This is a genomic window from Pseudomonas sp. MWU16-30316 (assembly GCF_020515645.1).
In the GTDB taxonomy this organism is placed as follows: domain Bacteria; phylum Pseudomonadota; class Gammaproteobacteria; order Pseudomonadales; family Pseudomonadaceae; genus Aquipseudomonas; species Aquipseudomonas cerasi.
In genome coordinates this window covers 678544-705018 of sequence record NZ_JAIZAZ010000003.1, presented here as the reverse complement: position 1 = coordinate 705018, position 26475 = coordinate 678544, and the positions used below count along the sequence as shown (strand labels likewise).

General features: G+C 60.6%; 22 protein-coding genes. 10 read left to right on the top strand and 12 right to left on the bottom strand.

The features are described 5' to 3' along the window. Positions 1 to 7 precede the first annotated feature (7 nt). The 3 genes from LCH65_RS14210 (at position 8) to LCH65_RS14200 (ending at position 3674) form a co-directional block, all read left to right on the top strand. On the top strand, positions 8 to 919 hold the full coding sequence (locus LCH65_RS14210; RefSeq protein ID WP_003434056.1) for a LysR substrate-binding domain-containing protein: 912 nt from the start codon (positions 8 to 10) through the stop codon (positions 917 to 919). Between the two features lie 188 nt (positions 920 to 1107). Further along, on the top strand, positions 1108 to 2418 hold the full coding sequence (locus tag LCH65_RS14205) for an MFS transporter (protein ID WP_226439562.1): 1311 nt from the start codon (positions 1108 to 1110) through the stop codon (positions 2416 to 2418). Next, entirely contained in the window at positions 2415 to 3674 is a 1260-nt protein-coding gene (locus tag LCH65_RS14200) for an amidohydrolase family protein (RefSeq protein ID WP_096107145.1), read from the top strand. The genes LCH65_RS14205 and LCH65_RS14200 overlap by 4 nt, the downstream gene beginning before the upstream one ends. A 7-nt stretch (positions 3675 to 3681) precedes the next feature. Here LCH65_RS14200 and LCH65_RS14195 read toward each other — a convergent pair whose 3' ends face one another. Continuing rightward, positions 3682 to 4584, bottom strand: coding sequence for a polysaccharide deacetylase family protein (locus LCH65_RS14195; protein ID WP_003434061.1), 903 nt, complete (start codon positions 4582 to 4584; stop codon positions 3682 to 3684). Beyond that, positions 4581 to 5729: a GNAT family N-acetyltransferase/peptidase C39 family protein gene (locus LCH65_RS14190; protein WP_226439561.1), complete on the bottom strand. Its 1149-nt coding sequence runs from the start codon at positions 5727 to 5729 to the stop codon at positions 4581 to 4583. The genes LCH65_RS14195 and LCH65_RS14190 overlap by 4 nt, the downstream gene beginning before the upstream one ends. Before the next feature lie 93 nt (positions 5730 to 5822). On the opposite strand from LCH65_RS14190, the gene LCH65_RS14185 reads away from it, so the two are divergent. Then, on the top strand, positions 5823 to 7409 hold the full coding sequence (locus LCH65_RS14185) for a RimK family alpha-L-glutamate ligase (protein WP_003369538.1): 1587 nt from the start codon (positions 5823 to 5825) through the stop codon (positions 7407 to 7409). A 4-nt stretch (positions 7410 to 7413) separates the two neighbouring features. Beyond that, entirely contained in the window at positions 7414 to 8343 is a 930-nt protein-coding gene (locus tag LCH65_RS14180; protein WP_003434064.1) for a magnesium transporter CorA family protein, read from the top strand. A 4-nt stretch (positions 8344 to 8347) separates the two neighbouring features. Here LCH65_RS14180 and LCH65_RS14175 read toward each other — a convergent pair whose 3' ends face one another. From LCH65_RS14175 to lexA, 5 genes are read right to left on the bottom strand one after another with little or no spacing between them, the layout of a single operon-like run. Continuing rightward, positions 8348 to 9199, bottom strand: a complete 852-nt coding sequence (locus tag LCH65_RS14175) for a DUF1989 domain-containing protein (protein WP_003410362.1) — start codon at positions 9197 to 9199, stop codon at positions 8348 to 8350. A gap of 55 nt (positions 9200 to 9254) precedes the next feature. Then, the gene (locus tag LCH65_RS14170) at positions 9255 to 12350 is read right to left on the bottom strand and encodes an error-prone DNA polymerase (protein WP_226439560.1); all 3096 of its coding nucleotides are present in this window, start codon (positions 12348 to 12350) and stop codon (positions 9255 to 9257) included. Next, positions 12347 to 13762, bottom strand: coding sequence for a DNA polymerase Y family protein (locus LCH65_RS14165; RefSeq protein ID WP_072366573.1), 1416 nt, complete (start codon positions 13760 to 13762; stop codon positions 12347 to 12349). The genes LCH65_RS14170 and LCH65_RS14165 overlap by 4 nt, the downstream gene beginning before the upstream one ends. A 7-nt stretch (positions 13763 to 13769) precedes the next feature. Next, on the bottom strand, positions 13770 to 14390 hold the full coding sequence (gene imuA / locus LCH65_RS14160; RefSeq protein WP_226439582.1) for a translesion DNA synthesis-associated protein ImuA: 621 nt from the start codon (positions 14388 to 14390) through the stop codon (positions 13770 to 13772). Then, positions 14390 to 15007, bottom strand: a complete 618-nt coding sequence (gene lexA, locus LCH65_RS14155) for a transcriptional repressor LexA (RefSeq protein ID WP_032609584.1) — start codon at positions 15005 to 15007, stop codon at positions 14390 to 14392. Before lexA ends, imuA begins: the two co-directional genes overlap by 1 nt. A gap of 181 nt (positions 15008 to 15188) precedes the next feature. On the opposite strand from lexA, the gene LCH65_RS14150 reads away from it, so the two are divergent. Next, the gene (locus LCH65_RS14150; protein ID WP_003369523.1) at positions 15189 to 16184 is read left to right on the top strand and encodes an aldo/keto reductase; all 996 of its coding nucleotides are present in this window, start codon (positions 15189 to 15191) and stop codon (positions 16182 to 16184) included. 16 nt (positions 16185 to 16200) lie between these two features. Here LCH65_RS14150 and LCH65_RS14145 read toward each other — a convergent pair whose 3' ends face one another. Further along, on the bottom strand, positions 16201 to 16887 hold the full coding sequence (locus LCH65_RS14145; protein WP_032609586.1) for a hypothetical protein: 687 nt from the start codon (positions 16885 to 16887) through the stop codon (positions 16201 to 16203). Between the two features lie 475 nt (positions 16888 to 17362). On the opposite strand from LCH65_RS14145, the gene LCH65_RS14140 reads away from it, so the two are divergent. From LCH65_RS14140 to LCH65_RS14130, 3 genes are read left to right on the top strand one after another with little or no spacing between them, the layout of a single operon-like run. After that, complete coding sequence (locus tag LCH65_RS14140; protein WP_151341960.1) at positions 17363 to 18373, top strand: aliphatic sulfonate ABC transporter substrate-binding protein; 1011 nt, start codon at positions 17363 to 17365, stop codon at positions 18371 to 18373. Then, positions 18370 to 19215 (top strand): ABC transporter permease, encoded by an 846-nt coding sequence (locus LCH65_RS14135; RefSeq protein WP_003434080.1) that lies wholly within the window; start codon positions 18370 to 18372, stop codon positions 19213 to 19215. The genes LCH65_RS14140 and LCH65_RS14135 overlap by 4 nt, the downstream gene beginning before the upstream one ends. Positions 19216 to 19218: 3 nt before the next feature. After that, positions 19219 to 19932 (top strand): ABC transporter ATP-binding protein, encoded by a 714-nt coding sequence (locus LCH65_RS14130; RefSeq protein ID WP_003369514.1) that lies wholly within the window; start codon positions 19219 to 19221, stop codon positions 19930 to 19932. A 6-nt stretch (positions 19933 to 19938) separates the two neighbouring features. Here the strand turns inward: LCH65_RS14130 and LCH65_RS14125 are convergent, their stop codons facing one another. After that, on the bottom strand, positions 19939 to 21018 hold the full coding sequence (locus LCH65_RS14125) for a polyamine ABC transporter substrate-binding protein (protein WP_003434083.1): 1080 nt from the start codon (positions 21016 to 21018) through the stop codon (positions 19939 to 19941). Positions 21019 to 21407: 389 nt separating this feature from the next. Between LCH65_RS14125 and LCH65_RS14120 the strand changes: the two genes are divergently transcribed. Next, the gene (locus tag LCH65_RS14120; RefSeq protein ID WP_003420677.1) at positions 21408 to 21674 is read left to right on the top strand and encodes a DUF1652 domain-containing protein; all 267 of its coding nucleotides are present in this window, start codon (positions 21408 to 21410) and stop codon (positions 21672 to 21674) included. A 10-nt stretch (positions 21675 to 21684) separates the two neighbouring features. Here LCH65_RS14120 and LCH65_RS14115 read toward each other — a convergent pair whose 3' ends face one another. From LCH65_RS14115 to LCH65_RS14105, 3 genes are all read right to left on the bottom strand, one after another. Continuing rightward, the gene (locus LCH65_RS14115; protein WP_164989769.1) at positions 21685 to 24177 is read right to left on the bottom strand and encodes a UvrD-helicase domain-containing protein; all 2493 of its coding nucleotides are present in this window, start codon (positions 24175 to 24177) and stop codon (positions 21685 to 21687) included. A 129-nt stretch (positions 24178 to 24306) separates the two neighbouring features. After that, complete coding sequence (locus LCH65_RS14110) at positions 24307 to 25230, bottom strand: sugar kinase (RefSeq protein ID WP_054081459.1); 924 nt, start codon at positions 25228 to 25230, stop codon at positions 24307 to 24309. Positions 25231 to 25257: 27 nt separating this feature from the next. Then, positions 25258 to 26460: an amino acid deaminase gene (locus tag LCH65_RS14105; protein ID WP_003369502.1), complete on the bottom strand. Its 1203-nt coding sequence runs from the start codon at positions 26458 to 26460 to the stop codon at positions 25258 to 25260. Positions 26461 to 26475 lie beyond the last annotated feature (15 nt).

Here is a 26475-nt window from a genome sequence, read left to right as displayed (position 1 = left end):
AGCCACTGTGCGTATCGAGCCCCTTCCGCCGCTGCAGAACCTGATCGCTTTCGAAGCTGCCGTCCGGCATGGCAGCTTCACGCGTGCCGCCACCGAACTGAACCTGACTCAGAGCGCGATCAGCCGTCAGGTCGCGCAACTGGAGGAATTTCTCGGCCGCGCCCTGTTTCGTCGCGAGCACAAGCGCATTCATCTGACGGTGGCCGGGCAGATTTACGCCGAGCAGATCCAGCGCGTACTGACCCTGTGCGCCGAGGCCACCGCACAGGTGATCACTCACAGCGGTGATCAGCAACTGACCCTGGCCTGCTCCAGTGGCGTGGCGGCCTTGTGGCTGGGGCCTTTGCTGGGACGTTATCGCGATGCCTTTCCGGCCGTGGATATCCGACTGCGCGTGGTCGATGGGCTGGATTCGCTGATTCGCGCCGAATTCGATCTGGCACTGTATTTTCTGCGTGAAGTCTCACCGGCAGGTCTCGACAGCCGTCTGCTGTTCGCCGAATCGGTCAACGCCTATTGCTCGCCCGACTACCTCGGCGGGCGCCTGCTGGAGCCCGCGCAACTGCTGGATCATTGCCTGCTGATGCTCGAAGACGGCCAGCGTCAATGGCTGTCCTGGGGTGACTGGTTCGGCCGCCAGGGTGTCGATGCCTCGCTGATCCGCAAGCGCATGACCGTGAACCTGTATCCGGTGCTGGTCGATCTGGCGGTCGCCGGGCATGGCATCGTGCTCGGCTGGCAGCCGATGATCGACCGCCACGTACAGTCCGGCGCGCTGGTGCCCGCGTGCCGCAAAAGCGTCGGCGCGGTAGGCGGCTATTATCTGCTGACACCCAACGACAAGACGCCTCGGCGTGCCGCGCGTGCCTTCGAGAAATGGCTGGCAGACGAAATAGCCACACTGGCTCCACCGCTCTGAATCCTGCATGCGTTTGGCGCATGCAAATCTGCGTAATAAGCGTTTTGTTAAAATCGGCCCAGCGCCTACTCTCGACTGAAACGGGCAAAAAGACCTGACTCGGCCGCACACACACACACCCTGCCCCTCAATCAATGCAACCGATGCAGGGGGTTTCCCTGCGTGTATCGCATGCAGGAGCCTATCCAGTGAGCACACCACAATCCTCTGCTTCACGCCCCCATGAACAAAAGGCACGCCGCGCGTTGGTTGCCACGGTCATCGGCAATGGCCTTGAATGGTTTGACTTCACGGTCTACAGCTTCTTCTCGGTGATCATCGCCAAGGTGTTCTTCCCCACCGGCAGCGAACTGACCTCTTATCTGCTGGCGCTGGCGACCTTCGGGGTCGGCTTCTTCATGCGTCCGGTGGGTGGCATTGTGCTGGGCATCTACAGCGACAAGCGCGGGCGCAAGGCGGCATTGTCGCTGACCATCCTGCTGATGGCGCTGGGGACACTGATCATCGGGCTGACACCCGGCTTTGCGCAGATCGGCTATCTGGCACCCCTGCTGATTGTCCTGGCGCGTCTGCTGCAAGGCTTCTCTGCCGGTGGCGAGATGGGCAGCGCCACGGCGTTTCTCACCGAGCATGCGCCTGAGGGCAAAAAAGCCTTCTACTCCAGCTGGATTCAGGCCAGCATCGGCGTCGCGGTACTGCTGGGTTCCGCGCTGGGCGCGGTGCTGTCCAGTTACCTGACCCAGGCACAGCTCGAAAGCTGGGGCTGGCGGGTGCCGTTTCTGATCGGCACGCTGATCGGGCCGGTCGGCTTCTATATTCGCAGCCGGGTTGACGAGACACCTGCCTACAAGGCTGCAAAACCGGTCGAATCGCCGCTGCGCGAAGTGATCAAGACCTACCCGCGACAGACCCTGATCAGCTTTTCGCTGGTCGTGCTGTGGACCGTCTGCACCTATGCCATCCTGTTTTACATCCCCTCCTACGCCCAGCGCGTGCTCGGCCTGCCGTCATGGATGGGCTTCAGCGCCGGCATGATGGGCGGCGCGGTACTGATCGTCGCCACACCGATTGTCGGCGCCCTGGCCGACCGCAGCGGGCATCGCCCGTGGCTGCTGGGCTCGGCCATTGCCATCTTCCTCAGCGCCTACCCGATGTTTCTGTTCATCAACCAGATGCCGGGGCTGTTTTCACTGTTGATCTTCGAGCTGGTGCTCGGCCTGCTGATTTCCGCTTACATCGGCTCGATCCTCGCAGCCTTCGGTGAATTGCTGCCAACCCACGTACTGTCCACCGGGCTTTCGGTGGCCTACAACTTCGCCGTCACGATCTTCGGCGGGTTTGCCACCTTCACCATCACCTGGCTGATTGCCTCGACCGGCAGCAACCTGGCGCCGGCCTTTTACATCATGTTCGCCGCCATCGTCAGCGGTATTGGCGCACTGCTTTATCGCGACCGTGCGCCCGCGGCTCACCCCCCCTTGTCTGGAGCTTACCAATGAGTACCACTGAACCCACACGCCTGATCCTGCGCAACGGCCGCCTGCTGGACGTGCAACGCGGGCAATTGATTTCGGGCCAGGAGGTCGTGATCGAGGGTGAGCGCATTGTCGAAGTACGTGCCGAGGGTGAACCGGCCCCGGCTGGCGCTCAGGTCATCGATCTGGGTGGCAGAACACTGATGCCCGGCCTGATCGACTGCCATGTGCACGTGCTGGCTTCCAACGCCAACCTGGGCATGAACGCCCTGCAACCCAACGCAATCATCATGTACCGCGCCTTGCCGATTCTGGCGGCGATGCTCGACCGTGGTTTTACCACCGTGCGCGATGCCGGGGGCGCTGACTGGGCACTGGCCCGTTCGATTCAGATGGGGCTGATTCCCGGCCCGCGCATCTTCGCATCGGGCAAGGCACTGTCGCAGACCGGCGGCCATGGCGACATGCGCGCACGCGGCGAATTGCTGCTCAACGAGCCCTGCTCCTGTTGCTTCCGCGCCGGGGCCATCGCCCGCGTGGTGGATGGCGTCGACAACGTGCGCCTGGCGGTGCGCGAGGAGCTGCAGCAAGGCGCCAACCAGATCAAGATCATGGCCTCGGGCGGTGTGTCCTCGCCAACCGACCCGATTGCCAACACCCAATACAGCGAAGCTGAAATCCGCGCCATCGTCGACGAGGCCGCCGCCGCGAACACCTACGTCATGGCGCATGCCTACACCGCTCGGGCGATTCGCCGTGCCATCGAGTGCGGTGTCAGAACCATCGAACATGGCAACCTGGTCGATGCCGACACCGCGCGGCTGATGGCCGAAAAAGGCGCATTTGCGGTGCCCACCCAGGTCACTTACGAAATGCTCGCTGAATACGGCGAACGCTTCGGGCTGCCGGCTGACTCGGTCGCCAAGATCGAGGATGTGCGTCAGGCCGGGCGCAATGCCCTGCTGCTGTTCGCCGAAGCGGGTGTACCGATGGGCTATGGCTCGGATTTGCTGGGGGAAATGCATGAGTACCAGACTCATGAATTGAAGATTCGCGCCGAACTGCTGGGTAATCTGGCAGCGCTGCGCAGTGCCACAAGCGTGGCAGCGCAGATCCTTCAGCGCGAAGGCGAACTGGGCTGTATCGCCGCCGGCGCGATCGCCGATCTGCTGGTGGTGGATGGCGACCCGCTGAGCGATATCAGTTGCCTGGTCGGTCAGGGCAAACACTTGGCAATGATTGTCCAGGGCGGTCATGTGCGCAAGAACACCCTGGTCTGACGCCTGGTCAGTGCGCGTTGTGGTCCCAGATCCAGTTCCACACACCGGGCAAGCTGACAGGCTCGCCCGCCTCCTTGACCGTCCTGGCCAGTGCTGCGCGCTGCAACTGCGCACTGTCGTCGTAGAACGGCTTGTCGGCGAGCCTTACGCCAGTCTGCCCGGCACTGTCGACCAGAATCTGCAGGTACTCCCGCGCATGCCGCGCGGTGTAGCGGTTCAGGTCGTGGAAGGTCACCACCACCGGAATCACGCCATCCACCGCTGGCAGCTCTCCGGCGGCAATGCGTTCGCGCACCTGCGAGAGCTGGCTGACCATGTTGGAACGGCGGCGCAGGCTGAAGTTATAGCCCCAGATCTTGCCGTCATTGGCACTCAGGTCAGTGAGCAGTACCTGCAGATGGTGGCGCTGATAGGCGCTGAACGTGCGTTTGTCGTAGTTCCAGAACGGCGGACGCAGCAAGGTGGTCGGCACACCGGTGATAGAGGCGATGATCGCGCAGCCCTGGGTCAGGGATTGCTCCAGTTCCTCATCGCTCAGTGAACGGTGGTTGGTGTGGTGCGGCGTGGCGGTGTGAAAGCCCAGCAGGTGCCCTTCTTCATGCTGACGGCGCATGATCGCCCGGCCCTGATCACTGTTACCCGCACCGGTTGCGCCGGTCTGCACGAAGAACACCGCCTTGATGCCCGGCTGCAGCGGATTGTCCGCCAGGCTGTCGAGCACGGTGATGCTGGGGTTGTAGAACGTCGAGGCGCTCGGGCCATCGTCGAAGGTCAGCAGAAAGCGCACCGGTGGCTGTTGCTGCAGCTGCGCGGCGGTTTTCGCGGTCAGCGGGATCGGCGCGCTGATGCAGGCCGACAGGCTTGCAGCGATGGCCAGTACGCAAAAAGCCTTGAGCACGAACTTAATCACGATGGGGAATCCTGTGGCCGGTCTGCTGAAGCGCCCGCATGATCATCCACAGGCGCGGCAAACACAATCACTGCCGCCCGAAGTTTATCGGCACCGAAACAACTCATGCGATTGAAGTCGGCATGGCTTACCGGCATATGCTGGCAGTCAATGGCTTGCCGATGCAGGCTGTGATCAATATCGGGATCGTGCAGGTAGACGAAATCGCTGTCGCAATCGGTGACCATCACCCAGTGCGGTGCCTTGGAACGGGTCAGGCGGTAACTGCTGATCAGCACCAGCGGCTTGCCGCCGTCGGCCAGTAAGCGCGGCAGGTTCAATGAGCGGTTGGGCAGCGTCTCTACACCGCAGGTTCGCAGCTCATGACAGAACTGCTCATGAACCAGGCGAATCACCTGTTTCTTGTTGTCGCTGCGCACGCCGCCCAGAAACAGCGGGCCCGAGACCGACACCAGCAACTTCACGGCAAAGCCCCGTCGCCGGGCAGCCAGCGCCAGCCCCTGAGGACTGCAGCCGCCGTGGCCGGAGGTCATAAACACGGTGGTCGCCTCGCGCCAGATCTGCAGCTCTTCGGCACGCCCCATCGAACGCGCAGGTTGCAGGGCTTTCATGGCCATCAACAGGCAGGCCGGGCCGCAGGTGAACTCCAGAGTCTGCTGGTAGTAAGGCACTGAGCGACTGTCCAGCCGGGCGTGCTCAACGATACGTTTCTCGTAGCGCAAGGCCGGGGCATGGTCCTGGTAATAGTCGTCGACCTGAGCGAAACGCCGGTAACCATTGCGTTCGTACAGCCCGATAGCCGCGTGGTTATCAGGGCGCACCTCAAGGCGCAGGTAAGCGCAGTCGCGGCCCACGGCCTTCTGCTCGGCACGTTGCAACAACTGCTTGCCCAGCCCCTTGCCCCGCGCCGCATCGGCAATCGCCAGCGAATACAAACGCCCCAGCGAGGTGCCCCGATGAAACAGCACCAGCGCATAGCCGGTGAGCTGTCCGGCCTGCTCGGCGACGATCAGGCTGGCATTGGCGCGGCGAATCATCCAGTGAAAGCTGCGCTCGGTCAGACGGTCGCCGTCAAAACACTGGTTCTCCAGAAGCAGCAAATCATCGACATCGGTTTCAACTGCATCTCGAAATATAAAGTCCATCTCCACCGCCGTAAAAGTTGTGTAACGAAACGGGACATTTCAAAAAGCACATGCTTAATAGAAAGGACTTGTTTCCCATCGGATCGATTACACATGTCAGCGGCACAGGTGAAGATGAACGAAGTATCTGCGCAACTTGCGCTTTCAGCAACAACCCGGCGAGCAGACCCCACAACACTCTTTGCAGCGCAGAGGCAACTGGTGATTATTGTCGAACGGCTCGAAGACTGGGCATCGTACTTCCCCAGCGAAGACTTGATCAGCGCCCAGGACTATCTGGAAAAACCGCTGAAAGCCACGGCAGGCAAGCGTGTGCAAGTCATCAACCTGTGCCGCAGCTACAAATACCTGGGCCATGGTTATTACTGTTCCCTGCTGGCCGAAGCGCGCCAGCACAATGTCATTCCCTCGGTAAAGACCATCAGCGAATTGACCCGAAAGTCACTCTACGGCCTGGCACTCGATGACCTGGACAAGTTGCTGGAGACCGCACTTGAGGACCATCCCTATGACGACACCGAAGGGTTTACCCTGACACTGTACTTCGGTCAGACCACACTTGAGCCGTTGAAGGATCTCGCCCGTCAATTGTTTGAAGTCTTCCCCTGCCCGATCCTGATGGTGGAGTTTCGCAAGCGCGACAATTGGCACATTGCCGGTATCAAGGCCGGAGCTCTGCCGCGTCTGCGCGAGGATCAGCAGGATGAGTTCGCCACGGCGCTGGAGGGCTTCAGCCGCAACGTCTGGCGCCAGCCCAGTTCGCGGCGAATGGCCCGCTACGACCTGGCGATTCTGCATGATCCGCAGGAACAGCTGCCGCCCTCCAACCCTGAGGCGCTGGCCAATTTCATCCGCGTCGGTCAGCGCCTGGGCATCGATGTCGAGCTGATCGAAAAGAAAGACTACGCCCGACTGGCCGAGTACGACGCGCTGCTGATTCGTGAAACCACCAGCGTTGACAACCACACCTATCGCTTTGCCAAGAAAGCCGAAAGCGAGGGGCTGGTGGTCATGGATGACTCAACCTCGATCCTGCGCTGCACCAACAAGGTGTACCTGACCGACCTGCTCAAAAGCCATGATCTGGGCATGCCGCGAACGGAAATCCTCTACAAGGACCGCCCGGAAGAACTGCAACACGTGGCCACACGCCTGGGTTTCCCGCTGGTATTGAAGATTCCCGATGGCTGTTTTTCCAGAGGCGTGATCAAGGTCAGCACACCCGAGGAAATGCACACGGCAACGACCCAGTTGTTCGAGCACTCGGTATTGCTGCTGGCTCAGGAGTTTTTCTACACCGAGTACGACTGGCGCATCGGTATTCTCAATCGCAAACCGATATTCGCCTGCCAGTACTTCATGTCCAAGGGGCATTGGCAGATCTACAACCACAAGGCGATCGGTGCCGAGGTGATTGGCGAATGCCGCACGCTGGCGGTGCACGAAGCGCCGCGCGCCGTGGTCGAACTGGCGCTCAAGACCGCCAACCTGATTGGTGACGGCTTGTATGGCGTGGACCTGAAACAGTCAGGCGATCACGTGGTGGTGATCGAGGTCAACGACAACCCGAACCTGGATGCCGGCATCGAAGACGCTTATCTGCAGGATGATCTTTACAGCCTGGTGCTGGAAGAGTTCGTCCGCCGTCTGGAGCTCAAGCGCCTCGGTCAGGCATGGTGAAACGATGATTCAGGGCCTGAAACTCGACAACAACCAGTTGCTGGCATGTGATCCGCAAAAGGCTCAGGTGCTGTGGTTCAGCAAACCGAATGCCGGGGAACGCAGATTATTGCTGGAGCGATTTCACCTTGATGAGCATGCCGTTGCCTCGGCACTCGACCCGGACGAAATTTCGCGCATCGAGTTTCACCCTGATGCGTTGTTCGTCATCTGGAAACGTCCCGAGAACTATTCGGGCAAGGACAGCTTCTCGTTCGACGTTTCGTCCTTTGGCGTGCTGTTGAGCCGGGACCAGTTGGTGCTGATCTGCGATGACGAGCAACCCTTGAGCGCGCTGGGGGCTCACCGCCCGTTGGACCAGCCGCTGGATATCCTTCTGGAGCTGCTGTTCAACAATATTCATCACTATCTGGGCCATTTGAAAGTCATCAAGATGGTCGCCCGGGAATTGCAGCAGAAATTCAACTCTTCCCTGGAAAACCGCCATTTGCTGCAGATGTTCAACCTCAGCGAAAGTCTGGTGTATTACATCAATGCCATCCACAGCAACGGTGCGGTCCTGACGCGTCTGCGCAACCATGCGCAAGGCCGGCAATACGCAGCCGACAGCCTGGCGCTGATCGACGACATGATCATCGAGAACGATCAGTGCTACAAACAGGCCGAGATCTATTCCACGGTGTTCGCCGGGTTGATGGATGCGCGCGGCAATCTGGTCAACAACAGCACCAACACCCTGCTGCGCAAACTGACCTTGATCAATGTGGTGTTTCTGCCCCTGAACCTGATTGCCGGGATCGGCGGCATGTCGGAATTCAGCATGATGACCGCCCCGCTGCACTGGTGGGTGGCTTACCCGGCACTGCTGCTGGCGATGCTCGGGATGGGGGCGGTGATGGTCTGGGGACTGCGCAGAATGGCGCGCGCAGCCTGAGCGGTTATTGCTCCCACTCGGCCTTGGCGATCTGCAGACCATGCAGGCCGTTGTAAGCTGCGCGCTCGGGGGACTGCCAGCCGTCCAGCAGCGACGCGTCGAGGTCGTAGATCTCGACGCCCAGCGGTCGGCAGACGCTCAGCGGGTCCTGCGCATCAGGCCCCCACATCGGTAATGACAGGTCGCCACCCGGACACGTCGACAAGGCGCATAGCAGGTCGATTTCCGCGAAGAACTCCAGATAGTCGCCCTTCTGCGCCGGGCAGGCTTTCATGAAATACAGGTCGTCATGGTTCAGGCCGGTGCACTGGAAGATGTTCAGCACATCGTGCACATCGAACTCGGTCAGCCCGTGCGGCAGCACTGCGCGGGTCAGGTTGGAATGGCAGTGATGGTGAAAGTCTTCGCCGGTCAGCATCTTGTTGACGTAGGGATCGCAACGCGTGCCGAGCAGGTCATGCAGGCGGCCGCCGTGCTCGTCAGTTCCGTAACTGGCCAGACTGTCATCGGTGATGGTTACCATTGGCCGTAAAAACGGCAGATTCGACCACAGCCGATCGTGGGTGCTGACATGCGCACCCTGCAACTGCCGCGTGCGCGCAGCCCACAGGCGCTCGCGGGGGTCGTTGGCGTTCCAGACATTGAAATCACCCACCTGCGGGCCCACCGGTGTGGTGACCCGAAACACCTGACCGGCCTTGACCTTCCAGGCCCGCCCGGTACGAATCGGTACTTCGAACTGTTCGACGAGGGTGCGTTGCTGCGCATTCGTGCGGATGCGCTCATAAAAGGCAGTGTCCACTTGCAGCGCCGCGCCTTTGCTGACCTGGTAAGCGGCTGGGTAGTCTTTGTACATACAGGGCTTCTCGGTGGCAGGATGTACCGATTGCTACTGCAAATTACAGGCCCGATTACTGGAAGTCCCGACTGCGCACATCCAGTCCGGTCAACAGCGGCGTCAGGTCATACAGCCGCTGGGCGATCAGGTGCCGCACGCCGCTTTTCGATTCCAGTCGCCCGAACACCTGCAGCAGTTGCGAGCCCACCAGCACCTTGCGCTGACGCTCGGCCAGGTCGCGCCAGACCACGACGTTGACCATGCCGAATTCGTCTTCCAGCGTCACGAAGGTCACGCCACTGGCGGTGCCCGGTCGTTGACGGCCAATGACCAGCCCCGCCACGCTGAGGGTCCGGTCGTTTTCCAGGTGTAACAAGTCTTGTGAGCTGCGAAAGCGCTTGGCAGCCAGTTGCCGGCGCAGCAAGGCCAGCGGGTGCGGGCCCAGGGTAGTGCCCAGCGTTGTGTAGTCGGCCACCAGGTCTTCGGCCACAGTCGGCAGTGGCAAGATCACTTGGGTTTCTTCGCTGGGCAGGTCGTCGAACAGCGGGCGCTGGGCCTCAACCCCGGCCACTTCCCAGCGCGCCCGGTGCCGATGGCCGATCAGGCCGCGCAAGGCACCGGAATCCGCCAGTGCTTCGGCGGCGCGCGAGTCCAGTTCGGCGCGCAACGTCAGGTCCGTGGCATCGACAAACGGGCGTTTCGCGCGCGCGACTTCGATGCGCAAGGCATCTTCCTCACGAAAGCCACGGACCATGCGCAGCCCGAGGCGAATCGCCAGATTGCGTGTGCGGTCGGGATGATCGAGCGGCTCCAGCGAACAATCCCAGTCGCTGTAGCGCACATCCACCGGGCGGATTTCAATGTGGTGGCGACGTGCGTCTTGTAACAATTGATCCGGGCTATAGAACCCCATCGGCCAGCTGTTGATCAGTGCGCAGGTGAACGCTGCCGGTTCATGGCATTTGAGCCAGCAACTGGCGTAGGTCAGCAAGGCGAAACTGGCGGCGTGGGATTCGGGAAAACCATAACTGCCAAAACCCTTGATCTGTTCGAAAATCCGGTCGGCAAAGTCCGCTTCATAGCCTTTTTTCAGCATGCCCGTACGCAGCCGTTCGCGATGCGGCTCGAGCCCGCCGTGACGTTTCCACGCAGCCATCGCGCGACGCAGCTCGTCCGCTTCGCCCGGCGTGTAGTCGGCGGCCAGAATGGCCACTTCCATGACCTGCTCCTGGAACAGCGGCACACCCAGGGTGCGCTTGAATACGGATTCAAGCTTGGGCGGATAGGTGACTGCCTCTTCGCCATTGCGCCGCCGCAGGTACGGGTGAACCATATCGCCCTGGATCGGCCCTGGCCGGACAATGGCGACTTCGATGACCAGATCGTAGAATTTTTCCGGCCTCAGGCGCGGCAGCATGGCCATCTGCGCACGCGACTCGATCTGAAACACGCCGATGGTGTCGGCGCGGCTGATCATTTCGTAGGTTTTCCGGTCGTCGCCCGGCAGACTTGCCAGGGCCCAGCGTTTGCCCCGGTGCAGATGCACCAGATCGAACGTGCGGCGCAAGGCACTGAGCATGCCCAGCGCAAGAATGTCGACTTTCAGCAGGCCGACCAGGTCCAGGTCGTCCTTGTCCCACTGGATGATGGTGCGGTCGGCCATCGCGGCGTTCTCCACCGGCACCAAGGTCTCCAGTGGGTGTTCGGAAATCACGAAGCCACCCGGGTGTTGCGACAGGTGCCGGGGAAAACCGATCAGTTCGCCGGTCAGCGCCAGCACGCGCTTGAGGATCGGCGTGTCGGCATCGAAGCCGTATTCGCGCAAGCGTTCAGGCGACGGCAATGAATCGCTCCAGCGGCTGAAGGCTTCGGCCAGGGCATTGATCTGGTCTGGCGGCAAGCCCAGCACCTTGGCCACGTCACGCATCGCGCCGGAGCCGTGATAAGTGCTAGCGACAGCAGTCAGCGCCGCCCGGCCCCGGCCATAGCGCCGAAAGATGTACTGAATGACTTCTTCGCGGCGGTCATGCTCGAAATCCACGTCGATATCCGGTGGCTCGTTGCGCTCTCTGGAGATGAAGCGCTCGAACAGCAGATTGCTCTTTTCCGGATTCAGCTCGGTGATCCCCAGCGCATAACACACTGCCGAGTTGGCCGCCGAGCCGCGTCCCTGACAAAGGATGTGCTGGCTGCGGGCAAACTCGACGATGTCATGCACGGTCAGAAAGTAGCTGTCGAACTTCTTTTCCGCGATCAGCGCCAGTTCCTTCTCGACCTGCGTACGGGTAGCTGGCGTCAGCCCCTTCGGCCAGCGTTTTCGGACACCGCGCTCGGTCAGTTCACGCAGCCACGACGTAGGTGTCTGGCCTTTGGGGACCAGCTCGTGCGGGTATTCATATTTCAATTGTTTGAGATCAAACGTGCAGCGCCGGGCAATACGCACCGATTCGGCCAGCAGCCAGTCCGGGTAATGCTCGGCAAGCGCATCCAGTGGCCGTAAATGGCGCTCGCCGTTGGCAAACAACAGGTGCCCTGCTTCGGCCACGGTCGTGTGATGGCGAATGGCAGTCATGGTGTCCTGCAGGGCACGCCGGCCGCGTGCGTGCATGTGCACATCACCACTGGCTACTGCCGGGATACCCAATGATTGAGCCAGCGCCAGCAAGTCGGCCAGACGCTGCTCGTCATCCGCGCCGCGATGTAACTCCACGCCGAGCCAGAGGCGCTCGGCAAAGCGCTCACGCAACCAGCGTCCATGCGCCAGACAGGCTTGAGCGTCACCGTCGAGGTCCGGCAGCCAGAGGGCCAGCAACCCGTCCGGCGCAGGCTCGAAATCTTCACGCAACAACCGGTATTCACCTTTTTTGGCTCTGCGGCGTGCCACCGTGATCAATTTGCACAGCGCCTCATAGCCTGTCTGGCTTTCCACCAGCAGCACGGCTTTCGGCCCGTTCTCGATGTGCATTTCGCTGCCGATGATCAATGGCAGGCCGGTGCTGATGGACGCCTGCCAGGCACGTACGATACCGGCCAGCGTGCACTCGTCAGTGATGGCCAGCGCCTGGTAGCCGTGGCGCAAGGCTCGTTCGAACAGCTCACGGGCGCTTGAGGCGCCGCGCTGAAAACTGAAGTTGGACAGGCAATGCAGCTCGGCGTATTCGCTTGTCATGCGAACCAGCCATGCAGCAGCAGTTCACCCTGCTCGCCCACGCTGCGATAGGCCCAGGCGCGCTGGCCGCTGGAGGTTTCGACCAGATAGTAGTCGCGACGTACATCGCCGCCGTCCCACCAGCCTGATTCGATTCGCTCGGGCCCCGCCACGATGCGCGTGGCATGAAGTGGCAGCGGCTGGGGTTCTCGCAGCAACCAGCCCGGGCGCGTACAACCCTTGCTCGGCAAGACCGGTTTGCTTGTGCTGTGCGGTTGCCAGGCGCATTCAGGGCGGTGATCGGCCTGAGCGCGTAAGCCATTGACCGACTCGTCGCCCAGACGCGCCCGCAGGCGCTCGCGCAGTTGCTCCCAGGGCAAGGTTTGCTGCACGCGCTCATCGAACAACTGACGGTGCGCCGGGACAAAATCCGGCAAGTCTCGCGCCAGCAGGCGCACGGCACGTACCGGCGACGCGACCAGCACCTGCTCCAGCCTGCCGCGGGCCAGTTCGAACAGCATCGAAGCATCGCGCTCGGCACTCAGCAGTCCGACGGGTACCACAGTCTCCGGACCTTCAACATGCTCCAGATGCAGGGAAAATCGCTGCACACCGCTGTCGCGTCCGGCCAGGAACAAGGCCAGATCGGCGATCAGCCGCTTGAGCGGAAACAACAGGGCCTGATGGGATTCGACATCGAAATTCAGCTCGATGCGTACATCGAAAAAATCCGGCGGCGTGTAGCATTCCAGCGCCACGGGGCGCTCGCCGAGCAAGGTGTCGAAGTGCTGCAGCACGCTGGCCGGAAACCGCCGTGCCAGCGTATCGCGGGGCAGCGCCAGCACCTGCCGCACGCTACGCAGCCCCATGCGCGTCAGGGCAGTAGCGGTTTCGCGGCTCAGGCCGATGCGTTCCAAAGGCATCTGCTCCAGACGGCGGCGCAATTCATGTGGACAGTCGATGCTCAGCCCGTCATGCATGTTGGCCAGCATTCGCGCGGCTATCGGGTTGGGCGCGACCACGATGCGATGGCGGAAACCCTGCGTGGTCAGCTCTTCACGCAAACGCGCCTCGAACACTGGCCAAGGGCCGAACAGCCTGAGGCTGGATTCGATTTCCATCAGCAGTACCCGCGGGTACTTGAGACTGACATTGGAGCTGAAACCGTAGGCCCAGGCCGCGAGCAGTTGCTGCAAACGCTCGATATCGGCCGGGTCATGCTCGATCGTGGTGAAGTTCGGCACCAGCGCCTGTGCTGCGGTCAGCGACTGCCCGGCTTTCAGCCCCAACGCACGCGCAGCCGGATTGACGCTCTGCAACACGCGACGTTGAGCGCTGCCGCTGATCAGCGCCAGCGGTTCATCGGGGTTGCCGTGACGACGCATGACGCCGTCCAGCGCCAGTTGTGGCAGCAAGACACAGGCCCAGAGCATAAGAACCTCAAGCGTCGGTCGGGAACGGAATGGGGAAAGGCGGCGCAAGTCCGCCCCGGCATTTGAGCACCCGCAACTGTGCCGGGCGGGTATCTATAGCTATGCGCAGGGCTGCGGGTGAAGGGTTGGCGGCGACCTGCTGCGGGCGACAGGCAAAAGCCAGGGTCTGCCCGGTTTCGGCAGCCACCTGCAAGCGTCGCAGCGCACGGTCATCGACCATGCCGGGCCAGCACACGACCGCGCCACAACTGCCGGAACGCAGGCATTGCTCGGCGGCCCACAAGGCATCACGGGGACTCGCCTCGATCACCACCAACTGGCGCAGATCGACACCGGCGGCCAGCCAGGCCTGTGGATACGGAATATAAGGCGGTGCGACCAGCACAATGCGCTCAGCGATTGCGGAAAGCCGTGCCAGGCTTGGCCACAGCAGGCGCAGTTCGCCGCTGCCATTGGCCGGAATGAGGATTTCAGTCAGGGCCGCTGCAGGCCAGCCGCCGGTGGGCAATGCAGCATCCAGCAACACGTGGCCACTGGGCTGCGGGCTGACCGGTGGCGCGCTCTGCTGGCGCCCTTTCCAGACCCTGCGCTCATCCAGCAAGGCATCCAGGCTGACCACCGCGCCCATCATTCGCGGCGCACCAGCCCGCAGAACACACCTTCGATGGCGAAGTCCTGATCGGGCGTGACGATGATCGGCTCGTAGGCCGGGTTGCGCGGCAACAGGCGCACCTGCTCGGCTCGGCGTTGCAGGCGTTTGATGGTCACCTCGCCGTCCAGCCGGGCAACCACGATCTGCCCGTCACTGGCCTGCGGGTTACGGTGCACGCCCACCAGATCGCCATCGAGAATACCGTCCTCGATCATCGAGTCACCCTGCACACGCAGCAGGTAGTCCGGCACACGGGTAAAGGTGCTGCGGTCCAGGTGCAGCGTGCTGTGTATATCGAGGTCAGGCCCGATAGGTGCGCCCGCCGCCACGCGCCCCAGTACCGGAATTTCCAGCAATTCGGGGAGTGGCTCACTGTTCAGCAGGCGAATGCCCCGCGCCTGATGCGCTACGACTTCGATCAGCCCGGCCTCGGTGAGGGCCACAATGTGTTTGCGCGCCACACTGCGCGAAGCAAAACCGAAAGCCTCGGAAATTTCCGCCAGGCTCGGTGATTGCCCCTGCTGCGCGATGCGATCGCGGATGAAGGTAAGGATGGCGCTGCGTCGAGGAGATAATGTGCTCATGGAGTACATTTGTACTCCACTGGTGATTTTGTGACTAGTACGGTTTGTCGGATTGACGCCGCACGCTCTCGCGCTTGGTGAACGTTAATTATTCGGATTTTCGCAACGGTGAAATAAGAAACACCAGGTTTATTGCGCCAGCCAAAGCGTAGAGACTTGATGGCTCTTTCAACGATCAGGAGCACTCATTGTGATCACGCGCCAATTGGGTCAACTCGGTCCGCACGTATCCGCCGTCGGGCTGGGCTGCATGGGAATGTCGGACTTCTACACCACCGGCATCGATGAAAAGGAATCCATCGCCACCTTGCACCGCGCACTGGAGCTGGGTGTCACCTTTTTCGATACAGCGGACATGTACGGCCCGCACACCAATGAAGCCTTGCTTGGCCGGGCCCTCGAAGGCAAGCGTGAAGGTATTTACCTGGCCAGCAAGTTCGGCATCGTGCGTGGCGACGATCCGCATGCACGTGGCGTCAATGGCAGCCCGGCGTACATTCGCCAGTCCATCGACGCCAGTCTGAAGCGGCTGAACACCGATTACCTTGATCTCTATTATCAGCACCGCGTCGACCCAAAGGTGCCCATCGAGGACACCGTTGGCGCCATGGCCGAACTGGTCAAGGCTGGCAAGGTTCGCCACATAGGCATCTGTGAAGCCAGTGCAGCGACCATTGAAAAGGCCCACGCGGTACATCCGTTGGCGGCTGTGCAGAGCGAGTACTCACTCTGGTCACGCGATCCGGAACAGAATGGCGTGCTTGCCACCTGCCGTCGCCTGGGCATTGCCTTCGTGGCTTACAGTCCGCTCGGCCGGGGGTTTCTGACCGGTGAATTGCGCACCCCGGACGATTTCGCGGCCGATGACTATCGTCGCTTCACCCCACGGTTTCAGGGCGAAAACTTCAATCGCAATCTGCAATTGGTCGAGAAGGTCAAGGCACTGGCTACGGCCAGAGGCATCAGCGCGTCGCAACTGGCGCTGGCTTGGGTGCTTGCCCAGGGAGAGGATATCATTCCGATCCCGGGCACCAAACAGCGCAAATACCTGGAAAGCAACGTGGCCGCAGCTTCATTGACGCTGAGTACCGATGACCTTGCCCAGCTGGAGGCGATTTTTCCGGCTCAGGGGTCGGCATCCGGCGAGCGCTATAGCGCGGAGTCGATGAAGTCCCTCAACGGCTAACGCTTGCGATTCGAGATCAGGTCGCCTCAGGGCAGGTCTCGGTGCCGTTGTTGAGGCCCTGCTTTTGATTTTTGTAATCGAGCGTGGCCTTGCCATCGACCCATTTCAGGGTGACGACAATCACTGAGTCGAAATCATCGTTCGTCCAGTCATCCAGCAGGTTAGTGCTCTTGCCGGACGCTTCTTCAGCAACCTTGTTGATCAGCTCCGGCAGGTAGCCATGCGACCAGGCGGTGTAGATAACTGCGTTGTGGTACTTGTCCCGCATCAGCTCATCGGCCAGGTCTGCGGTGTCGTTGGCACCAAAGTCGAGGTTGACGGGCAGACCCAGTTTGATTGCGCTGGGCCCTACCGTCATCAGCGGACGCACGTAGCTGTAGGACTGATCGCCCTCACCCTCTTCCACATGTCGGCTCGGATTGGCAGCGAAAATGAAGTCAGCCTTGCCGAATTCCCTGGGCAGGACTTCCGACAGTTCTATCGCCCTGTTGAGCCCCTGACAGTTCAGTTGCCCCAACCCCATGGCCGGTTTTTCGGCATGCCGAAGGAATACCAGTGTCTGGGTGCCATTCTTGGGCTCTGCATGCACGCCTTTGCCCATGGTGAACAGGGCCAGGGCCGAAGCCACCAGCAAGGAGGGGAAGAAGCACCACGCAAGACGGCGCTGAAGTCGGGTGATGGAAGGCATTTTCGGCATATTCATTATTTTCTGAGTCCGGTGCGCATTTGAAAGGGGACAGCCATCTGGCTGGTGCGAATACGCAGGCTTGTGCAGCTCGCCCTGGAAATTTCTGCGGATCAGTCAAACAGGGTCACGCGCGAATCTTAGTGCGCACATGTTTCGAAATTAAGAATGTGGACGATTAAGAGTGTCAAAAAACGATTCTGTTGCAATACCGGCAAAAAAAATCGTCTGACAAGCAGAGAATATGTCAAAAAATCGTCGAAAGATGGGTCATCAGACCGACTGTTTGCCTGGCAACAGCCATTCAACAGACCGCTGTCAGATCAACATCACGGACGTCGAAAAACCGCGTAAAGCCCCGGAATTCAAGCCCCTGCAGTTTGGCATAGAGCGTGCAATATTCCTGTTCTGAATTTCACGCCCTGCGAACTGCCTGTTTTGGAATATACCAGCCGATCGCTGCGGCTCTAGTTTTCCTGACCTGGATGCCACTATGCCACAACCCTCCGTTTCCTTTCGGTTGCTGTCTCCCCGTGCGCTGATTCGCTGGATGGCCAGCACCTGCGTATTGGCGTTGAGCCTCAACGGCGCGGTGCAGGCCGCCGAGGCCGTACCTGCCGAAATCCGTCTGGACTATGCCTACTATTCGCCGGTCAGCCTGGCGCTCAAGCATTTTGGCTGGCTGGAGAAAGCCCTGCCGGAGGCGAAAGTCACCTGGGTGTTGAGCCAGGGCAGCAACCGCTCGCTGGAATACCTGAACAGTGGCAGCGTCGACTTTGCATCGTCGGCCAGCCTGTCTGCGGTGCTGGCCCGGGCCAATGGCAGCCCGATCAAATCGGTGTATGTCTACAGCCGGGCAGAATGGACGGCTCTGGTGGTGCGCAAGGATTCTCCCCTGCAATCGGTTGCCGAACTCAAAGGCAAGAAAATAGCCGCCACCAAAGGCACCGACCCTTATCTGTTCACCTTGCGCGCGCTGCAGAAGGCCGGGCTGAAAAAGGATGATGTCGAGTTGCTGCACCTGCAGCATCCCGATGGACGCACCGCCCTCGAAAAAGGCGACGTAGATGCCTGGGCAGGGCTTGACCCGCACATGGCGGCCAGTGAAATACAGTCCGGCTCGCGCCTGCTTTACCGCAACAAGGACTTCAACAGCTATGGCGTACTGAGCGTCACGGAAACCTACGCCAGGGAACATCCACAGGCGATCAGAACAGTATTGAGCGCTTATGAGCAGGCTCGGGAATGGGCAGTGAAAAACCCTGACGAGCTGGCCAGGCTGCTGGCGACCGAGTCGGGTTTGCCGCTGGAAGTCGCCAGGTTGCAATTGACCCGCACAGACCTGAGCAACCCGCAACTGAGCGCGAAAGACATGGAAGCGTCCAAGGCCGCGGCGCCGATTCTGGTTTCCGAGGATCTGGTGCGCAAAGGCGTCAATGTCGAGCAGGTCATCGATCAACTGATCACGCCTGAATTCTCCAAAGCCGTGATCGCCACTCCATGACCAGCCGGGACAAAGCGTTGTCTGCATCAGCGCAGGCAACACCGAACAAGTCGCAACCAACGCTTTGGCAGCGCTACCGAACGCCACTCAAGGGCCTGGTGGTGCCGGCGGCGATCATCGTCCTGCTGGAAGTAATCGTCCGTATCGGCTGGCTACCTGCCTACCAGATGCCATCGCCCAGCGAGATCGTGCTGACCCTGCGCGATCTGGCGGACGGTGCGTTGTGGAAGCACATCAGTGCCAGTCTGTTGCGTGTGCTCAGCGGCTTTGTGATCGGCGCGAGCCTGGCCCTGGTGTTTGCTGCGTGGGTGGGGCTCAGTCGTGAAGCAGAGGCGTATCTGGAGCCGACGTTCGCCGGGCTTCGCTCCATTCCAAGCCTGGCTTGGGTGCCGCTTCTGCTGTTGTGGCTGGGCATTGGCGAAACATCGAAAATCGTGCTGATTGCCATCGGCGCGTTCTTTCCGGTCTACCTCAACGGCGTGGCCGCGATTCGAGGCATTGACCGAAAGCTGGTGGAAGTCGGCCAGATGTATGGCTTGAGCCGCTATCGCCTGACCCGGCGCATTCTTCTGCCCGCCGCCCTGCCCGGCCTGTTTACCGGTTTGCGCAACGGCATGAGCCTGTCGTGGATGTTTCTGGTGGCCGCCGAGCTGATCGCGGCCACCAAAGGCCTGGGCTACCTGCTCAGTGACGGACGCGAAACCTCGCGCCCGGACATCGTGCTGGCAGCCATCATCGTTCTGGCCACACTGGGCAAACTCAGCGACGGTCTGCTGGCAAACCTGGAAAAACGCTTCCTGGCCTGGCGCGACACATTCAACGGGCAAAGCCGTGAGGGTTGATAGATGCCGGAATCACTGATGGACATACGCGTCGACCACAAGGCATTTGCGGGCAATACCGTACTGCACGGCATCGATCTGTCGCTGCAGTCGGGGGAAATCGTCAGCCTGCTGGGCCCCAGCGGCTGCGGCAAAAGCACGCTGCTGAGAATTGTCGCCGGACTGGAGCAGGATTTTCGTGGCTCGGTGCGGCGCATTCAGGGCGAAGTGGCGTTCGTGTTTCAAGAGCCCCGCCTGATGCCCTGGCTGACCGTCGCACAGAATATCGGTTTCAGTGATGATGACCGCTACGACCGCCGCTGGGTCGGTCAATTGATCGAAGAAGTGGGCCTGTCCGGTTTTGCCGACGCCTTGCCCAAAGCGCTGTCAGGTGGCATGGCGCAGCGTGTGGCGATCGCGCGCGGCCTGTATTCGCACCCGGCGGTGTTGCTGCTGGATGAACCGTTCAGCGCAGTCGATGCGTTTACCCGGATGAAGCTTCAGGACCTGCTGCTGCAACTGGCTGCGCGCCATGCCATCACCCTGTTGCTGGTGACCCATGATGTCGACGAGGCGTTGTACCTGAGTGACCGTGTTCTGGTGATGGGCAGCCGTCCCGGCACAATCACCCACGATTTGCCGGTCGGGCTGCAGACACCGAGGGATCGTCGCGATCCGCTGCTGGCGCGATTGAAGGCTCAGGCGCTGACCGAGCTGCAGCAGGCCCATGTCATCTGAACAGCGTTACCTGCCGGCCCTGAATGTGTCCCAGAGCTTCTCGCGCAACGTATTGATAGTGTCCGAGACCTGAGACATCACGAACAGGCGGCTCAGCATGTCGGCGTCCGGGTACACCGTGGTATCGGTCCACAGGCCGGGACCGATCAGCGCGTCGGCCTTTTCATTGCCATTGGCGTAATGCACCGTATTGGTGATGTTGGCGATCACTTCGGGGCGCAACAGGTAATTCAGAAACGCGTAGGCACCCTTGGTATCGGTGGCGTCAGCCGGTATGGCGACCATGTCGAACCACATGGGTGCGCCCTCCTTCGGAACGACATAATCGATGGTAAAGCCATTGCCTTCTTTCTGCGCCTGCTCCTGAGCCTGGGAAATATCCCCGGAATAGCCCACTGCGACACAAATACTGCCCTTCGCGAGGTCGGCGATGTAATCGGCAGAGCTGAAATTGCGTATGTACGGCCGTACGCTGTCCAGTACCGCCTTTGCCTGACGGTAGTCGTCAGGCACTTCACTGTGCGGCGGCAAGCCAAGGTAATTCAGGGTGATCGGCAGAAGAGCCGGTGCGCTGTCGAGAAATACGACACCGCATTGGGCGAGTTTTTTCATGTTTTCCGGCTTGAGCACCAGATCCCATGAATCGAGCGGTACATCCTTGCCGAGGATGGCCTTGACCTTGGCTACGTCATAGCCGATGCCGGTACTGCCCCACAGATAGGGGAAACCATGCTGATTACCGGGGTCACTGCCCTCCAGCGCCTTGAGCAGGACCGGGTTGAGGTTTTTCCAGTTAGGCAATTGACGCTTGTCGAGGGTTTTGAGCAGCCCGCTCTGGATTTGTCTTCCCATGAAATGAATGGACGGAAAAACCACATCGTAGCCTGAGTGTCCGGCCAGCAGTTTTGCGTTCAGCGCCTCATTGGTTTCAAAGGTTTGGTAAGTGGTCTTGAAGCCGGTGGCGGCTTCGAAATTCTTCAGGGTGTCCGGCGCTATATAGTCCGTCCAGTTGTAGATATTGACCGTCTCCGCCGCGTGACTGGTGGAGGCCAGCAACACCAGTGCGGCAAGGGATTTTCTCAGCATGTGCAGTTCCTCGGGTCAATAGCGACAGCTTGCCCCAGACCCGGCACGAAAACCATCCTCGTCACGGCAAATTCAGTCCGTTGAAGGACTTGCGGCAGCGGCTCGGCAGATGCATGGAGCGCGCCCATTAATACCTTCGAATGACACCGGTCATATAATTGATTTTTTTATGCTGCGTCATAAAAAATTTTTCCAGAACGGCACTGGCAAATGCTATTTTCAGTATTCGTCAGACCGCTCAGCGATCCTGCTGGAAAGCAACTTGACCGACCGATGATGCGTACTGCTGGTCATCGTCTCGTCATCATGGCTTTACCGGACGCATTCTGGCTGTCTGCCTACCCATTGGAGCAAGGGAAGTGCTCGATTGATTCAGGTGGGCCATCGTCATGACTAAAGTCACATTCCCCAATGCATGCCAACTGATGCGCTGGCACTTCCATCCCGTGGGCTTTGAAGCCTCGATGGATGCGCCAGGGAGCATGATTGCGCGACTTTTCGACCGTGCCAGCGGTGAGACCGTGGTCGCCATTGCCGGCCTGCCTTGTTCTACCGTGATGAATGCCGCAGACGTGGAGCGCATCATCGAAGCGATCGAGGACGAGCTGGAGTTATTCGGCACTCAGACGCAACGACAGATCGCCGGTTTCATCTGACATGAACGCCTCAGCCAGCACGAACCCTGTTACGCAGGTCTTCGAAGAAAGGCTTGTCGCGGGCAATCCTGTCTGACGCTTTGGGCATCTGAACTGCTTCTCCCGAACTGGCGCTTTCATCGATATACCAATAACAGTGCCGCGCCGAGCGAGTAATGGCGACATAGGCCAGACGCAAGACTTCATCCTTCTGTGCTGTATCGAATGGCTGAAGATCACTCGCATCACCCAGCCCTGCCAACCGGTAAACCTGATTCTTGTATGGCGAGACGGTCAGATGCTGACAATCGCCCAGCAGAAATACGGCATCCGCCTGCAAGCCCTTGGAACTGTGGTAGGTCAGCGTTCGGATGCGGCGATTCTGCGCGCCATTTGCCGAATCAGCGTCGATCAATACCTGCAGGCGCGTCGAGAAACGTGCCTTCTCGCTGCCCTTGCGGTACAGCAGCAGGATCGAGTCGCCATCGTGATAGTGCTCGGCGACCCGCTCGGCAAGCTCGTCCTCATCGCGATCCAGTACCTTGACCGGCAGCAGCTCCTGGAGCGTGCCACTGGCGCGGGCCTTCTTGCCGGGGATAGCCGGGGCCGCACGGACGATGTGCTCGGCGGCGTCGATGATGTGCTGATGACTGCGAAAATTGTCGCTGAGCATGACCCTGGTGGTCGCCGGGGAGGAAAACTCCTTTGCGAACTCCATGAAGTATTTCGGTGAACTGCCGCGCCAGCCGTAGATCGACTGCCAATCGTCACCGACACATAACAACGATGAGTGCTGAGCGATGCGGCCGGTGTGCAATGCCGGACCACGACGCCTGATTTCGCGCAGGCTGGCGCGTAGCCATGAAACGATCTGCGGCGAGACGTCCTGGAACTCGTCGATCATCAAATGCGCCAAGGGTCTGAGCATCGGGTCACTGACGTGCTTGAGGTTCTCGGGAGACGTTTCGCCGAACAAGGCAAACATGCGGTTGTAGGTCATGATCGGCGGCGATTGAGCCAGCAGGTGCGTTTCGAAGGCTTTCCAGAACAGGCTGAGCGCTTCGAAGAAGAAACGGTCCGGGTCATCGCTGGCAAAACTCATCTCGGATACAGCGCTCGGCACATCCAGCCCGAGGTTCTCGATGAAGCTGGCAGCCGTGACAAAACAGTCAAGCAAGGGTGCCGCACCGAGCTCGCCCTTGACCCGGTAATCGAATCCAGGCCCCGCGACGGCATCGCCTGCCAGGGATTGCAAAACCTGATTGGCTGACTGGTAATTATCCATCCATATCAAAGGCTTATTGCAGAAAGCTTGAAACAGGGTGCGCTTTATGACGCCCTCTGCCCACACCGGTAACTTGGCGCCAGGGCGCTTGAGTTGCTGGTCCTCACTGGCGTCCAGACCCAGCACAACCCAAGCATCCAGCTCAGCGATATAGCCGTGAAACGAAAATGAAAAACCATTTATTTCAACAGCTTGGCGCATGGGCTCAATGCCCTTTATAGGCCAGGCCCCGGCGCGGATCCACAAGTCTTCAACGGTGTCACACCACTCTTCATCGCGTTTCGAGGACAATTCGGTCACGGCGACCCGTTTCTGCACATCAGGGTGATCGCGGTCCAGTTCCTTGAGCTGCAGGGCATGGCGATACAGCGGCGCCATGACTTCGCGAAAACGCTCATTGCCAGCGTACAGATCGCGATAGCAGAGATTGAGTTGCTGGCGCTGCGCATCGTTGATCCGCAAGTCGAAGGGGTTGCTGTCCGCCTCTTCCAGACCGGAAGACTGGCTGCTCAGGTTCTCGAACGCGCGCAGCTGCTCAAACCCCGGCAGACTGCGCACCAGCGGCAGAATGCGTGAATGGAAGGTGCGCACTACCTCGCGCGCCTGCTTTTGCTCCAGCGCATGCCCCCAGAGGGCCATGATGTCGATCAGTTTGCTGATGAAGTCCTTGCGCGACTCGCGGGTGAAGGTCACCACCGTCATGGCGTTCAGTTCGAAGCCCAGGTAGTGATGCAGCAGCAGAATCCGCAGTACCAGCGACGTGGACTTGCCCGCGCCCGCCCCGGCAATCACGTAGGTCGACGGCGTGTCGCTGAAAATCATCTTCCACTGTGCCGTGCTGGGCTGGGCATGTGCGGGGAGCTTTTCGGCGACATCGGCCTTGATGCGCTTTTTCAGTTCAGGTGTGAGTGCCAGTCGCCAGTCATCGAACAGATGATCATCGACCTTGGGGCCACGATGCCGTGCTGGCCGGGTATCGCTGATGACCAGCACCTGACGGCCCGACTCTTGGCCATCCAGATAACCCTCTTCATAGCCTTCACGCACGCCTTCGATGTGGCCGTTCAGATAACCGTCGGCATGCCCCTGCGACCATGAGGGCGCGTGCTGCGAGCGCAGTCCGGTAAGACCACGCCCCATCAGCCGCGCCAACAGGCGTCGAAAAAACGGCAATTGCCGGGGCGGTACAAGGTCGACATCCAGGTCATGAGGAAGCGCAGAAGGCAGGTCGTCAGGCACGCAGACTCCGGTGGTGGGCTCGCAGGCGAAAAGGTCGCCTATGGTGGCCGGATTTTCGCGCGGGTTCCAGCGAAATGCTTGTCTGTCAGTGTGTTAGCCGATCAACTGCATGTTCTGTGGCAAGTGCCATCAGACTGGCATGACCGACTTGGGCACCAGCGCGCCTGGATGCTGGATCACGATACTGGCCAGACGATGCCCTGCTTCCGCCGCCTGCAGCGGGTGGTCACCCGTGAGCCGGGCCGCAAGATAGCCAGCACTGAAGGAGTCACCCGCTGCCGTGGTGTCGACCACACGCTCGACCTTCTGCGCTGCGATGTCGAAACGTTCGCCGCCGGCTTCGACGAGGCAACTCTGCGCGCCACGCTTGACGACGATTTCACCGATGCCGCGCCCGCGATAGGCGGCCAGCAGCTGTTCGCTGTCGGCATAGCCATACAGTGCCTGCTCGTCGTCTTCGGTCAGCAAGGCCAGATCCACATGCTGCAGACACGCACGGTAGGCTTCGCGGGCCTGCTCGACACTGGCCCACAGCCGCGGACGATAGTTGTTGTCGAAGGCGACCCTGACTCCGCGCTGACGAGCACGCGCCAATGCCTCCAGCAGTTTGGCACGCCCCTGCTCGCCAAGCACTGCCAGGGTAATGCCGCTGAAATACAGCACGTCATAGCTGGCCAGCGCTGCCAGGATCGGCTCGGCCGCCGGGGTCATGAAGCAGTCCCGCACGGCAGCTTCGTTGCGCCAGTAGAGAAAGCGCCGCTCACCATTGGCGTCGGTCTGGATGCAGTAGAGTCCCGGCAAGCGTCCGGGCAGGCGCTGCACCTTGCCCAGACCGATGCCCTCGTCCGCCCAGATCCGGCACATCGCATCGCTGAAGCTGTCGTCACCCAGTGCCGTAACGTAGTCGACCTTGGCCCGCTCACCCAGCAATCGGGAAAGGTAGACCGCCGTATTGAGTGTGTCGCCGCCGAAGCTCTGGCGCAGACTGCCATCGGCATGTTGTTGCAGTTCGATCATGCATTCGCCGATCAGGGCGACCCGTGGAAGGCTCATGTGACGATACTCCTGCAAATACTTTGACTAGAAATATGTACTGAAAGACTCGATCACGTGTAGGTCATTATCCACCAGGCAACCTGAACGCCACTTGTCGAACGTCAGACACGGGTGCGAGGTGCCGAAGGAAATGATATCGCCGACCTTCAACTCGCATCCGGGTGCAACCGTCATGAACGCGTGCTGGTCCATAACCGCCGTCACCTTGCAGGCGCTCACATCGTCGCCAGCCGATTGCACGCCTGGCTTGTAACGCAGCAGCGGGTTGGGCAACCCGGCGTCGTAGGCAACATCGCGCTTGCCCATGGCAATCACTGCAAAGCCCGGTTCCGGCAGGGATTGCACATGCGCCCAGACCTCCAGGGCCGGGCGCAGTGCTTCGCTCAATTCGGCGCGCCGATCCAGCACGCAGCACTGCGCGTCCTTGTAGATGCCGTGGTCATGCACCACATAGCTGCCGGGCCGCAGCACGCTGAGGAAGCGCTCGCGAACAGACTGGGCATCGAAGGCTTCGGCGATCAGGTCATACCAGGCCGAGCCGGAGGCTGTGACGATCGGGCGATCCAGGGCGAAGGCGCCCTTGTCCTGCAGGTCGACAGCCAGGCGCACAAGCGATGCGGCAAAGGCCTTGATGCCTTGGATGGCGTGGTCGCCGTGGATGACGCCCTCGTACCCTTCAATGCCGGTCAATGCCAGCGCCGGCTGTGCCAGAACAGCGTCGGCCAGTGCCAGCACCTGCTCTTCGCTACGGCAGCCGCAACGCCCGCCAGGTACGCCGTATTCGATCATCACGTTCAAACGCAGGCCACGCGCAGCGAAAAACTCGCCCAGCGCAGTGACATTGTCCGGATGGTCGACCATGCAGTGAAACTCGAACATGGGATCAGCCAGCATGTCGGCAACGATTGCCATGTTCGGCGCACCGACCAATTGGTTGGCCATCAGCACCCGGCGCACGCCATGCGCATAAGCGGCCTGCGTCTGGACCGCCGTGGCGAGGGTCATGCCCCATGCGCCTGCGTCCAATTGCCGGCGAAACAGCGCGGGCACCATACTGGTCTTGCCGTGCGGTGCCAGCTCTGCACCGCTGTCGCTGACAAACTGCTGCATCCAGCGAATATTGTGTTGCAGCGCCTGATTATGAATTACCAGTGCGGGCAGGCTGACATCACTGACCAGGCTGTCACCCGGCTGCGCAGTACCCTTGTCCATTACGGCGGTGCTCATCGGTAATCTCCTGCG